Raw genomic sequence first — 13,429 nt, 5'->3', positions numbered from 1 at the left:
GCGGTCGTTCGAGCCGCGCTAGAGATAGCGTTCCCCAACCCTGATCGTGTCGCCTGGTCGTATTTTGAGATCGGGTGCAATCCGGGACTTCACCGAACGCGCTTCCCCCGCGCGCTTGATGTAGATGCTCCGCTTGTCCGCCCGATAGGTGTAACCCTGCGCCGTTGCGACTGCGCCATCCACGGTCAGTCCCGAAGAATAAGGATACTCTCCGGGCTTGTTGACTTCGCCAAGGATGTAAAACGGTCTGAACGTCAGGATATCGATACTGACGCGAGGCTGCAGGACGTAACCGTCCATGAGTTTCCGCTGGATGACTGCCGCAATTTCCGTCGCAGTTTGCCCGACCGCGCGAACGTCCCCGATCAACGGCATCGATAACGCGCCATTGGCATTGACGATGAACTCTCCGGATAAAGACGGTTCGTCGAAGACGATCACGCGAACCTTATCGGCAACGCCCAGTGGATAGTCAGTATCCACTGCCTCCTGCAGAACGGCAGCCGTCCCTTGCGCGGGCACGCCGGCCAGAATCACTGCCCAAGCCGCCAACCGCAATAGGACCAGAAAAGGTGATCGGCGCTTCAACATGGAACCCAAGCACTCCAGCTTGATATTTTATACGGCACTCCAACTGTGACTCGACAATACACATGAGCCGCCCTCTCGATCGACACGATCTTTGTGATCTTGGATCCGTGATAGCATCAAGAATACCAAGTTAAAACCCTCCTGTTTCCTGAATAGTTTGACGACAAGTAGGTCCTTACATCAAACGTACCATCAGTCTTCTTCTACGTCTGATGTATAACTCTTGAAGCTATTATCTTTTGGCACGATTGGCATGCCCCGCTTTGGCGCTAATTTATTGCGCTATTTTGACCGGGCCAGCTGGCGAAGCGTACTGCGCAGAAACGGGTCACATTTCCGATCTGATTACCCAAAGTATGTACGTGGAACACCTAGCCGCTCGGCGATCGAGCCACTACGCTTGCGCGATGTGGAGCAGCTTGGAACGATGGTTACCGACGACATACAACAGGGGGGCAATCTCGGTCGAACCGGCACTGCCGCGCGTCTGCACCGTACCCCAACCGCAAAGCCGTACGGTACCGATCGGGCAGCACCCTATCGCTGGCCACCTGCAGTCCGCGTCGGGATCGCCATTACGCTGAGCCTCGTTACCTGGCCGGCGTTTTTATCCATTGGCTGGTTCACGCTATCCATCTTAAGTTCTGTCGGACATTATTTAGTATTGTTCGAGCGTCATTTATAACCGTTTGCTAAGAACTTCACGAGCATGGCTCCGCGACCAATTGGGCGGAGCAGGTCGTGGTGCGCATATTCGGATGGGTCGTTGGTTTAGCTGTACTTTGCGCAAACCCGGTCGAGGCAAAACCGCCGCAGCAACCCTTCCTCACGCTAGGCGCACCGGCGGACGTGCCGCGCGGCTTCGTCGAACTCTGTCGGTCGCTCCAACAGGTTTGCGATACACTGGCAGGACGGCCCTCGCTTCGCCTGGTCGGCGGAAGTCGCCCTAGTCTCGACACCATCGGCGCGGGCCAGCTGGACCAGGACCAAGCCCGGATGAGCCTGCTGCAGCGCATCGGCGCGCGGGTAAACGCCCATGTCCGGCAACAAAGTGACTGGGCCACCTATGGCATCGGCGAACTGTGGCGCCCCAGCGGATCCGGCCGCAGCGCGGTGGGGGACTGCGAAGACATTGCAATCGAGAAACGGCTCGAACTGGTCGCGGCGGGATTTCCCACGGAACGCCTGTTCTTCGCCATCGTCTTTCAGTCGAGGGTCGGGTTGCATACCGTACTCGTCGCACGGCTGGACGAAGGGGACATGGTCCTCGACAGCCTGTCCGCCTTTATCGAGCCGTGGTCGAAGACGCGTTACCAGTGGCTTATTGCAGAATATCCGGGTGATCCGACCCGATGGCGCGCCATATCCTGACGTACCCGAACAATACCATGTTTAATGACCGTCTAATACAAACGCACTATGGACTTGGTTTGCTTATCCTATCTACCTAGTCCCCAACGAGGTGGGGGCCGAGTTGCGCATTGCAATCATTCATTACTGGCTCGTCCAAATGCGCGGTGGCGAACGTGTTCTCGAACACCTTTGCAAGATGTATCCCGATGCGGACATCTTCACACACGTGGTCGACCGCAGTGCCATTTCCTCCGTAATTCTCGAACATGCCATTCACACGACGTTTATCGACCGCCTTCCCTTGTCCCGGCGGCATTATCAGAAATATCTACCGCTCATGCCGCGAGCGCTCGAACTGCTCGATCTCAACGCGTATGACATGGTGATCAGTTGCGAGGCGGGACCTGCCAAGGGCGTCATCACCCGACCCGATGCGGTTCATGTTACCTACTGCCACTCGCCGATGCGTTATCTGTGGGATCAATATGCGCAATATCATGCCGCAAGCGGGTTGGGCGCACGGCTGGCGATGCCGCTCTTCGCACCCTCGCTGCGGTTGTGGGACATGGCGAGCGCGGCGCGGCCGGACCGGATCATGGCGAACAGCGGCTATATCAAGGCGCGTATCGCCAAGAGCTGGCGACGCGACGCGACGATCGTCTATCCGCCCGTCGACACGCAGCTCTATGCCCCGGGTACGGATATCAGCGATGAATATCTGTGGGTTGGTCAACTCGTTCCGTACAAGCGGCCCGACCTTGCGATCGATGCGTTCAATCAATCGGGGCGCAGACTGCACGTGGTCGGCGATGGGGCATTACTGGAATCGTTGATGGCGCGCGCCGGACCGACGATCCGTTTTACGCGGCATATGGACTTCGCCAGCCTCCGCGCCGCTTATGCCAGCACCCGAGGTCTGGTTTTTACGGCGGAAGAGGATTTCGGCCTCATTCCCGTTGAAGTCATGGCGTCGGGACGACCGATCCTCGCGTTCCGGCGTGGCGGCACGCTGGAAACGGTCGTCGCCAACGAAACCGGCCTGTTCTTCGACGAGAAATCCGTCGAATCGCTGCTGGACGGCCTCGACCGCTTCGAGCGCTGGCTGCCGCAGTTCGATCCCGCAACAGCGGTAAGGCGCGCCACGTGCTTCAGCCCCGACCGTTTCCGCCGCGAGTTCGCCGCGGTCGTGGCGGCGGCCTGGGCCGACCGCGACCACCACGCCGCCCCGTGAACGCGCGCAACCGCCGCCCTTGCTATCGCCTCGGACTTCGGCTCCCGGGAAACGCCGATGAGCGGTGAAATTGCAGGCTTCAGCCACCACTTCGAACAGAGGCGGATCCGAACGATCCTCCCCAGGCAGCGTCGCGGAGCGCGCGCCGCGATCGGTCACGGCGCATCGCGTTCTAACGGGCCGGCGATCGTCTTTCCCGAACGATCGCCGGCCACCTCGCGCAACACGCCCATCAACGCCTCCCCGGCACGATCCCAGGTAAAGAGCCCGGCGCGTTCACGCCCGATCGCCGCGTAGCGCGTCCGTACGGCGGCATCGTCTGCCACCGCGCGGATCGCGGCGATCCAGTCCGCTGGTCGATCCGGATCGGCGTAAAGTGCCGCGTCACCGCATACCTCCGGCAAAGCGCCCCCCGTGCTGACGACGGCAGGGCAGCCCAGCAGCATCGCCTCCAACGGGGGCAGGCCAAAGCCTTCGGTGCGGGACGGCATCGCGTAACACAGCGCTGCCTCGGTCAGCGCTCGCAGGGCTCCGTCGGAAAGTCGCCCGGCAAAGCGGACGTTGGGGGGCAACACATACCTGGCCTCGCGCAAATCCTCCGGCCCTGCCGCACCGAACAGCACGAGCACGAGATCCGCAAGATCCTCGGCGCCGAACGCGGCGAGGAGCGTCCCGAGATTCTTGTGCGCCTGCGCGCTGGATAGCGCGAGGACATAGCGCGTGCCGTTCAGGCCGAGCCGCGCCAGGATCGAAGGATCGCTGGGCGCCGTCGGCGCGTGGTCGATCCCGTTGGGGATCACCCGAATACGCTCGGCGCGCGCGACGTTCCACTGGACGAGTTGATCGGCAGAGTGCTGCGACACCGTAAGGACTCGCAACGCCCGCGCGCCGAGGATCGGTTGCACGAAACGATAAAATTGCGCGAATGCCGGGGTATATGACTGGGGGCTGGTGAAGACCTGGGTATCGTGGATCATCGTGAGCGACGTCGACGACAGGATCGGCGCGAGATTGCAAAAGTTGAGCAACAGCTTTCCCGAAGTACGCGCCGGCAACTCCGTCTGCTCCCACAGCTGACCCGACAGCACACCGCGACGATCCCGCGCCATGGCAGGCGGCAGCGAACGATCGTCTGCGTTCCGCGGCAAGGACAGGACCGCTGCTTTCCCGAACAGCGCCGCGATCTCTTCGGCATGGCGATGCACCTGAAGAACCAGTCCCATGGCAGATCGCTGCACACCAGTCCTTTTCGCAGAGAGGAAACGGCCGTTTACGAACAGGCCGGACTTTCCCCATGAACGCGCCGATGGCAACGCACTGTGATCGTGACCATACATCATTTGATTACCCTGCCCCGTCCGAAGATCACTATTGGATACTTACGCGGTCGACACCGTAGCGTTTTTCTTGTCTTATGCTTGATACAATCACATGTCCTTGCGACGAGCGAAGGGGATGTATCGCATCGACTGCTGCAACGAGGCATTGTGACGACAACCGAACCGATCGGTGCGCCCCGCGCGCCTGCCGAAACCGCTTCGCAGGGCGGCGCCGCGTTCGATCGCGTCGACCCCTTCAGCGAAGCGGCAGTCAAGGGGATCACTGCCCGCACCGTCTCCGGGGCCGCCTGGTTGGTCGCCGCGCGCCTCGGAACCCGCGCGATCGATTTCGTTACCTTGTTGTTGCTCGCCAACGTTTTGCTTCCGGGCGATTTCGGGATGGTCGCGGTGGCGCTTACGCTCGTTCAGATCATCGAGGCCATCCTCGAGATCCCGGTTGGGCAGGTCCTCGTCCGGTCGCACACGATCACGCGCGATCTGCTCGACGCTGCTTTCACGATCGGCTTGCTGCGCGGTATCGTGCTGGCCGTGGTGATAGCGATCTGCGCGGAGCCATTCGCGATCCTCTATCACGATGTGCGACTCGCGCCGCTGATATGCTTCCTCGGCGTCGCCCCTGCGGCGCGCGGCCTGACCAGCCCGGCGATGACCCACTTTGCCAAGGCGATCGATTTTCGCCGCGACCTGTTGATCGAACTCAGCGGCAAGGTGGCCACGCTGGGATGTTCGGTATCGCTCGCCGTGGCTACACGCAGCTATTGGGCGATCGCGTTCGGCACGGTCGCGGGGCCGATGGCGATGCTGCTGCTGTCCTATGCCTTCGCACCGTACCGGCCTCGGCTATCGCTCGCCCAGTGGCGCGCGTTTGCGCATTTCGTCGGGTGGTCGACTGCCGCGCAACTGGTCAATGCCTTGAACTGGCAGATCGGACGATTGCTGCTCGGCCGGTTCGTATCCAAGGCAGACCTGGGGGCCTATTCGCTCGCGCTCGATATCGCCGGGTTGCCCGAACAGTCGATCGTGCGCCCCATCGGACGGCCGCTCCTGTCCGCCTTTGCAGCGCTCCAGCACGATCATCAGCGGCTCGTGGCGGCGTATGCCCGGACGACCAACTCGATCCTGACCATTGGCCTGCCGGTCATGCTAGGCCTGAGCTTGCTGGCCGAGCCCGCGGTCCGGCTGGCGCTGGGGGCGAAATGGCAGCCAAGCTGGCCGATCCTGCAATGGCTGGCGCTTGCCGTAATCCCGCCCTTGCTCACCGCGCCGCTGGGCTCGCTCGCCATGGTGCTCGGCCGCACCGAGATCTTTCTCCGACGAAACCTGATCGAATTGGCGGTTTCTGCGCCCCTGTTCCTCACGGGCGCGTATTTCTACGGCACCTACGGCGTGGTCGCCGCCCATCTGGTGATCGGGACGGCGATGGCGTTCACGTCGACCATGCTTGTCAGGCGCCTCACGCACATTCCCGTCCACCGGCAAGTGTCGGGTTCCTGGCGCACGGCGTGCGCCGCGGGCGGGTTGACGCTCGTGCTGCTGGCGCTGCGTCCTTATCTGCACGGGCTGACCGGCTTCTCCTTGGCGGTCGGCCTGATCGCCTGCGCCGTGATCGCCGTCGCGAGTTATGCCGCCCTGCTGCTGCTGCTGTGGCGCCTCGATGGAGAGCCCCCGGGTATAGAGGCGACGCTGACCCGGTGGGTGGCAGCGTCATGCCCGACGATCACGCGGCGCGCTAGCGGAGCATGAACCGCAACGTGAAGACCGCCCCTCCGTCGGGATCGTTATGCGCGGCGATCCCCACGCCCATAGCCTCGGCAAACCCCTTGGCGATCGCAAGACCGAGCCCGCTCCCGCCGTGCCGGTCACCGCCGCGCCCCTGCGCGAACGTCTCGAACACCTGCGCCTCCGACCCGGGGTGCAACCCCGGCCCGTGATCGCGCACCGACAGCGTCACTTCGTCCCGCACCCGCCGGCCGCCGATCTCGATCGCGCCCGCACCGCCGTGGACCGCGGCATTGGCGAGCAGGTTGATCAGGATGTGGTGGAGCAGCGTCGGGTCCGCCTGCACCAGCGGCAGGTCGGGCGGGACACGCAGGTCGATCCGGCTGCCGTGGAGCAACGTTTTCAGGTCGTGCACCGCGCTCGCCACCGCATCGGTCAAGTCGGTCGCCTCGGGCGCGAGCTTGAGCGCGCCCGAGTCGATCCGCACCATGTCGACCAGATTGTCGAGGAAGCGCCGCAACCGCGCGACCTCGCTGCGCGCGACCGGCACGGACGGTGCATCGGGATGATCCCGCGCGATCGCGTCGATCGCCGCCGCGACCGAGGTCAGCGGCGTGCGCAGGTCATGCCCGATCGACGACAGCAGCGCCGCGCGCAGCCGGTCGCGTTCGCGCAGAACCGAGACTTCGCGGACCTGGTCCTCGAGCTTCAGCCGCTCGTGCGCGAGTGCCGCCTGCCCGAGCAGCGTCGCCAGCAACACCGCGCGCCCGGCGCCGACCGGATCGCCGCCATCATGTGCCGACAGGCCAACCACCGCGAGCACGCCGAGCGAGGTCTTGAGCGGCTGGAACTGCCAGTCGGACGATACCAGCGTCCCCGTCCCCGCGCCGGTCGCCTCGCCCTTGCTCCAGCACCAGTCGGCGGCGGCGCGATCGACCGGGCCGAAGCTCGGCACCTCCTCGGTCGACCAGGCGATACATTCGAGCTGTCCGTCGCGGTCGTCGAGCACGATCACCGACAGGCCGAGCAGCCGCGCCATCTCGCTGCTGACGGTACGGCTGGTCGCTTCCCAATCCGACACGCGCGCGAGCGCCTGTCCGAACGCGGCGACCGCGGCATTTTCCTGCGCGCCGCGTACCCCCAGCGTCGCGCGGATCTTGAGGCGGCCGGTCAGGTTGGCGGTAAAGGTCGCGATGCCGATCAGCACGAACATCGTCAGCAGGCTTTGTGGGTCCGCGATCGTGAAGGTGTAGAGCGGCGGCAGGAACAGGAAGTTGTAGGTCAGCCCGGCGAGCAGCCCGGTCGTCACCCCCGGCCACAACCCGAACCGGCCCGATGCGATGATGACCGGCAACAGGAAGATCAGGTCGATCCCGCCGACGCCGATCACCGGCTCGACCAGCTTGCCAAACGCGGCGGTCAGCGCCACCAGCGCGACGATTGCCGCGGATTTGATAGCGAGCCCCCAGTCGGCGCGGATTGCCGGCGCGCGCTGGCGCGGCGGCGTGGATCCGGCGGGGATGACGTGGATCGCAAGGCCCTCGGTGCCCGCGAGCATCGCCTCGACCACCGATCCGTGGCGCACCGTGAACCACCAGCTTCGCACCGACTTGCCGATGACGAGCTGAGTCGCGCGCATTTCGGTGATCTGCGCATGGAGCCCTGCCGCGACATTCTCGGCCGGGATCGTCGCGATTGTCGCGCCGAGGCTGGCGGCGAGACTCAGCGTGTCGGCGATCTGGCGGCGTTGCGCATCGCCGAAGCTTTCGGTGCGCGGGGTCTCGATCGACACCGCCTGCCACGGGGCCTTGAGTGCATCGGCAAGCCGCTTGGCCGCGCGGACGAGCGTTTCCGAGCCGGGCAACTCGCTGACCGCGACGAGCACGCGCTCACCCCCGGCATAGGTGCCGCCGACCGCATGCGTGTCGAGATGCTCGAGCATCGCCTGGTCGACGCTTTGCGCCGCACGGCGCAGCGCCATTTCGCGCAGCGCGGACAGGTTCGCCTTGGAAAAGAAGCGGTCGAGTGCGCGAGTCGCCTCGGCGGGGATGTAGACCTTCCCCGCCTTCAGCCGCTCGATCAGCTCGTCGGGCGGCAGGTCGACCACCTCGACCTCGGCATCGTCGAACACGCTGTCTGGGACGGTCTCGCGGACGCGGACGCGGGTGAAGCTCGCGACGACGTCGTTGAGGCTTTCGACGTGCTGGACGTTGAGCGTGGTGTAGACGTCGATCCCCGCGTCGAGCAGTTCCATCACGTCCTGCCAGCGTTTCGGATGGCGACTGCCGGCGACGTTGGTGTGCGCGAATTCGTCGACCAGCGCGAGCTGCGGGGCGCGAGCCAGCAGGCCGTCGATGTCCATCTCGTCGAGGCTGTGGCCCTGATAGGCGATCTGGCGACGCGGCAGGATTTCGAGCGGCGCGACCAGCGCCTCGGTTTCGGCGCGCCCGTGCGTTTCGACGATCGCGATGACGACGTCGGTACCGGACTTGAGCCGCTCCGCGCCCTCCCGGAGCATTTCGAAGGTCTTGCCGACACCGGGGGCAGCGCCGAGGAAGATCTTGAGCTTGCCCCGCGCCTCGCGCTTCGCGGCGCGGAGGAGGGCGTCGGGGGACGGGCGGTCGTCGGTTACCGGCACTTGCGGATCCTTGGGACAGCACGTCGCCCCCGCCTTCCGGCCACCTGCGCAAGACCTCTGCGAAGGTCGCCCGTTACCCCGGCGTAGGCGAGACCTCTGCGAAAATCGCACTGATCCCCCTGCCCGTCACACCGGCGCAGGCCGGGGCCGCCATGTAAGGGGGCAAAACCGGTGATGCCGCACCCAGCCGTCTCGCCGCGCCCGGATAACCACACGTCCCCGGCCTTCGCCGGGGTGACGGATGCGGGATCGGGCGACTTTCGCAGATGTCTCGCGAAGGCCGGGGCCGTGTGGTTACCTTGGTGCGGCGGGGCAACGGCATGCCGTATCGCCGGTCTCGCCAGCCGACATGGCGGCCCCGGCCTTCGCCGGGGTGACGGAAGGGGGTAACGGCGCGCCTTTTGCAAAGGCCTCGCCTGCGCGGGAAGGACGGAAGGGGGGCAGCGGCTAATCACCAACGAAGCCTAGGCACCCCGCCCCGACAACGCCACCGCGCACGCGCAAACCTTATGCGTTCTTAATGCCCCGCCCCCGCCTTACCCGGCGCACCTTAATGCCCCGCGCGCCTATCTCGCATCCCGGAAGCCGCCATTCGGGGCGGAGTCGCCGGGAAAGGCCCCAACATGCCCGATCTTCTCTGGCTCGCCATTCTTGGCGGGCTGTTTCTGCTGACCCTCGCCTTCGTCCGCCTGTGTGATGAAGCCTGAGATGACGCTGCACCTCGCGCTCGCCGGGCTGACCGCGGTCGCCCTCCTCCTGTATCTCGTCGCCGTGCTCGTCCGGCCCGAGCGGTTCTGAAGGACCTGCATCGATGACCATTCAGGGATGGGCGCTGATCGCGCTCTTTGTCGCCATCCTGGCGGCGATCGCCAAGCCGATGGGGATGTGGCTGTTCGCGCTCTACGAAGGGCGGCGCACGCCGCTCCACGTCGTGCTTGGGCCCGTCGAAACCGGCTTCTATAAGCTCGCCGGGATCGACCCGACCGTCGAGCAGGGCTGGCGTCGGTACGCTGTCCACATGCTGCTGTTCCAGCTCGTCACCGTGCTGCTGACCTATGCGGTCCTGCGGTTCCAGGCGTTCCTGCCGCTCGACCAGCGCGGGTTCGCCGGCGTCGCGCCGGACGGCGCGATGAACACGGCGATCTCGTTCGTCAGCAACACCAACTGGCAGTGGTATTCGGGCGAGGCGGTGATGTCGAACCTGAGCCAGATGCTCGGGCTCACCATCCACAACTTCCTCAGTGCCGCCACCGGCATCGCGATCGCCTTCGCGCTGTTCCGCGGGTTCGCGCGGCGCGAGATGAAGACGATCGGCAATTTCTGGGCGGATCTGACGCGCGTCACATTGTACCTGCTGCTCCCCACCTGCATCGTCTATGCGCTGTTCCTGATCGTCAGCGGCGTACCGCAGACGCTCGCCATGTCGGTCGACGCGACGACGCTGGAAGGCGTCAAGCAGACGATCGCGCTCGGCCCGGTCGCGAGCCAGGAAGCGATCAAGATGCTCGGCACCAACGGTGGCGGCTTCTTCAACGCCAATAGCGCGCATCCGTTCGAAAACCCGACCGCGCTGACCAACCTCGTCCAGATGCTGTCGATCTTCGCGATCGGCGTCGGGCTGACCTGGACCTTCGGCAAGGCGGTCGGCGATACGCGCCAGGGCTGGGCGATCCTCGGTGCGATGACCGTGCTGTTCGTGGCGGGCGTCACCGTCTGCTATTGGCAGGAAGCGCAGGGCAATCCGATCCTCCAGCACATCGGCGTCGCCGGTGGCAATATGGAGGGCAAGGAAGTCCGCTTCGGCACCGCCGCGTCCGCGCTGTTCGCGGTCGTCACCACCGCCGCTTCATGCGGTGCGGTCAACGCGATGCACGACAGCTTCACGCCGCTCGGCGGGATGATCCCGCTGTTCAACATGCAGCTCGGCGAGATCGTCATCGGCGGCGTCGGCGCGGGCGTCTACGGCTTCCTGCTGTTCGCGATCCTCGCGGTGTTTGTCGCCGGGCTGATGGTCGGGCGCACCCCCGAATATGTCGGCAAGAAGATCGAGAGCCGCGAGGTCAAGCTCGCCGTCCTCGCGATCGCGATCCTGCCGCTCTGCATCCTCGGGCTGACCTCGCTCAGCGCGGTGATGCCCGACGGGCTCGCTGAGCCGCTCAACAAGGGGCCGCACGGCTTCGCGGAGATCCTCTACGCCTTCACGTCGGCGACCGCGAACAACGGGTCGGCCTTCGCAGGCCTCTCCGCGGGGACGCCCTGGTACAACGGGATGCTCTCCATCGCGATGTGGCTCGGGCGGTTCTTCATCATCGTGCCGGTGCTCGCGATCGCGGGCAGCCTCGCCGCCAAGAAGCACATTCCCGCCGGTGCGGGTTCGTTCCCGACCACGGGCGGGCTGTGGATCGGGTTGCTCGTCGGGATCATCCTGATCCTCGGCGGCCTCACCTTCCTGCCCAGCCTCGCCCTCGGCCCGATCGCTGATCATCTCGCGATGATCAACGGCCAGCTCTTCTGAAGGTCCTGACAATGGCAACCGCATCCTCCATGTTCTCGGCGAAGCTGGTCGTCCCGGCGATCGGCGACTCGTTCAAGAAGCTCGACCCGCGCCAGCTGGTGAAGAACCCCGTGCTCTTCACCACCGCCGTGGTCGCATTGCTCCTCACCGTCCTGCTGGCGATGGGGGGCGAGCCGCTCGCCGCCTCGTTCCAGATCCAGCTGATCGTCTGGCTGTGGCTGACGGTGCTGTTCGGCACCTTCGCCGAGGCGCTCGCCGAAGGGCGCGGCCGGGCGCAGGCGGCGAGCCTCCGCGCGACCAAGTCCGAACTGAAGGCGAAGAAGCTGATCGACGTCGCGGGCGCATGGGAACTGGTCCCCGCCACACAACTCGCCAAGGGTGACAAGGTCCTGGTCGAGACCGGCGACCTGATCCCCGCGGACGGCGAGGTCATCGTCGGCGTCGCCTCGGTCAACGAAGCCGCGATCACCGGCGAGAGCGCGCCGGTCATCCGCGAGGCGGGCGGCGATCGCTCCGCCGTCACCGCGGGCACGCGCGTTATCTCGGACCAGATCACGGTGCAGATCACCGCGGAACCCGGCCAGGGCTTCCTCGACCGGATGATCGCGCTGGTCGAAGGCGCCGAACGCCAGAAAACCCCGAACGAGATCGCGCTGACGATCCTGCTCGTTGGTCTAACGATCATCTTCCTGATCGCGGTCGCCACCATTCCGGGCTTCGCCAACTACGCCGGCGGCGGGATTTCGGTCGCGGTGCTCGCCGCGCTGCTGATCACGCTGATCCCGACGACGATCGCGGCGCTGCTGTCGGCAATCGGCATTGCGGGAATGGACCGGCTGGTCCGCTTCAACGTCCTCGCCAAGTCCGGCCGCGCGGTCGAGGCGGCGGGCGATATCGACGTCCTGCTGCTCGACAAGACCGGGACGATCACGATTGGCGACCGCCAGGCAAGCGAATTCCGCGCGCTCGCCGGGATCGACGTCGCGACGCTTGCCGAAGCCGCGATGACCGCGAGCCTCGCCGACGAGACGCCCGAGGGCCGCTCGATCGTCGTGCTGGCGCGCGAGCAGTTCCAGCAGAATGCCGTCCTCCCGGCCGATGCCGAGATCATCCCGTTCACCGCGCAGACCCGCGCGTCGGGCGTCAAGCTCGGCGCGGTCACGGTGCTCAAGGGCGCGGTCGATTCGATCCTCAAGACGCTGCCTTCGGACGCGGCCGGCGCGGTCGAACTCAAGCGCATCACCGACGAGATCGCGCGCGGCGGGATGACCCCGCTCGCGGTGCTCCGCGACGGGCGGTTGCTCGGCGCGGTCGCTCTCAAGGACGTCGTCAAGGCGGGGGTGCGCGAACGCTTCGTCGAGCTGCGCCGGATGGGGATCCGCACGGTGATGATCACCGGCGACAACCCCCTCACCGCCGCCGCGATCGCCGCCGAAGCAGGCGTCGACGATTTCCTCGCCGAAGCCACCCCCGAGGACAAGCTCGCGCTGATCCGCAAGGAACAGCAGAGCGGCAAGCTCGTCGCGATGTGCGGTGACGGCACCAACGACGCCCCCGCGCTCGCGCAGGCCGATGTCGGCGTCGCGATGAACACCGGCACGCAGGCCGCGCGCGAGGCGGGCAACATGGTCGACCTCGACAGCGATCCGACCAAGCTGATCGAGATCGTGGGGCTCGGCAAACAGCTGCTGATGACGCGCGGGGCGCTGACGACCTTCTCGGTCGCCAATGACGTCGCCAAATATTTCGCGATCATCCCGGCGATGTTCGTCGTGCTCTATCCGGGGCTTGGCGTGCTCAACGTGATGGGGCTGTCGAGCCCGAACAGCGCGATCCTGTCGGCGATCATTTTCAACGCCCTCATCATCCCGCTGCTCGTCCCGCTCGCGCTCAAGGGCGTCAAATACACACCGATGGGTGCCGGGCCGCTGCTCGCACGCAACCTCGCGGTCTACGGCCTCGGCGGCCTGATCGCGCCGTTCATCGGGATCAAGCTGATCGACCTCGTCGTCGCCGGCCTTCACCTCGCCTGAGGATCTGAA

The 13,429-nt window shown here is 65.4% G+C and carries 9 protein-coding genes; 6 read left to right on the top strand and 3 right to left on the bottom strand.

Annotated elements, in window-relative coordinates:
- Positions 1-18: 18 nt before the first annotated feature.
- Positions 19-537 carry a polysaccharide biosynthesis/export family protein gene (locus tag L8K25_RS12815; protein ID WP_242139382.1) on the bottom strand — a complete coding sequence of 173 codons (519 nt, stop codon included), beginning with the start codon at positions 535-537 and terminating at the stop codon, positions 19-21.
- 795 nt (positions 538-1,332) lie between these two features.
- Here L8K25_RS12815 and L8K25_RS22805 point away from each other — a divergent pair.
- Both L8K25_RS22805 and L8K25_RS12805 read left to right on the top strand, forming a co-directional pair.
- On the top strand, positions 1,333-1,962 hold the full coding sequence (locus tag L8K25_RS22805; protein WP_242139381.1) for a transglutaminase-like cysteine peptidase: 630 nt from the start codon (positions 1,333-1,335) through the stop codon (positions 1,960-1,962).
- A gap of 103 nt (positions 1,963-2,065) precedes the next feature.
- On the top strand, positions 2,066-3,175 hold the full coding sequence (locus L8K25_RS12805) for a glycosyltransferase (RefSeq protein WP_242139380.1): 1,110 nt from the start codon (positions 2,066-2,068) through the stop codon (positions 3,173-3,175).
- Positions 3,176-3,330: 155 nt separating this feature from the next.
- Here the strand turns inward: L8K25_RS12805 and L8K25_RS12800 are convergent, their stop codons facing one another.
- Positions 3,331-4,398 carry a glycosyltransferase family 1 protein gene (locus tag L8K25_RS12800; RefSeq protein WP_242139379.1) on the bottom strand — a complete coding sequence of 356 codons (1,068 nt, stop codon included), beginning with the start codon at positions 4,396-4,398 and terminating at the stop codon, positions 3,331-3,333.
- 264 nt (positions 4,399-4,662) lie between these two features.
- On the opposite strand from L8K25_RS12800, the gene L8K25_RS12795 reads away from it, so the two are divergent.
- Complete coding sequence (locus L8K25_RS12795; protein ID WP_242139378.1) at positions 4,663-6,258, top strand: lipopolysaccharide biosynthesis protein; 1,596 nt, start codon at positions 4,663-4,665, stop codon at positions 6,256-6,258.
- On the opposite strand, the gene L8K25_RS12790 is transcribed toward L8K25_RS12795, so the two are convergent.
- Entirely contained in the window at positions 6,245-8,872 is a 2,628-nt protein-coding gene (locus L8K25_RS12790; protein WP_242139377.1) for a sensor histidine kinase KdpD, read from the bottom strand. The two genes, L8K25_RS12795 and L8K25_RS12790, sit on opposite strands and share 14 nt — an antisense overlap.
- A 696-nt stretch (positions 8,873-9,568) precedes the next feature.
- On the opposite strand from L8K25_RS12790, the gene L8K25_RS12785 reads away from it, so the two are divergent.
- From L8K25_RS12785 to kdpB, 3 genes are read left to right on the top strand one after another with little or no spacing between them, the layout of a single operon-like run.
- Positions 9,569-9,670 (top strand): potassium-transporting ATPase subunit F, encoded by a 102-nt coding sequence (locus L8K25_RS12785; RefSeq protein WP_242139376.1) that lies wholly within the window; start codon positions 9,569-9,571, stop codon positions 9,668-9,670.
- A 13-nt stretch (positions 9,671-9,683) separates the two neighbouring features.
- Entirely contained in the window at positions 9,684-11,387 is a 1,704-nt protein-coding gene (kdpA, locus tag L8K25_RS12780; protein WP_242139375.1) for a potassium-transporting ATPase subunit KdpA, read from the top strand.
- Positions 11,388-11,398: 11 nt separating this feature from the next.
- Positions 11,399-13,420 carry a potassium-transporting ATPase subunit KdpB gene (kdpB, locus tag L8K25_RS12775; protein ID WP_242139374.1) on the top strand — a complete coding sequence of 674 codons (2,022 nt, stop codon included), beginning with the start codon at positions 11,399-11,401 and terminating at the stop codon, positions 13,418-13,420.
- The last annotated feature ends 9 nt before the right edge of the window (positions 13,421-13,429 follow it).

The organism is Sphingomonas sp. TREG-RG-20F-R18-01, from assembly GCF_022662475.1.
GTDB lineage: Bacteria > Pseudomonadota > Alphaproteobacteria > Sphingomonadales > Sphingomonadaceae > Sphingomonas.
Note: the sequence above shows the minus strand (reverse complement) of the source record. Positions and strands in the feature narration are given on the sequence as shown.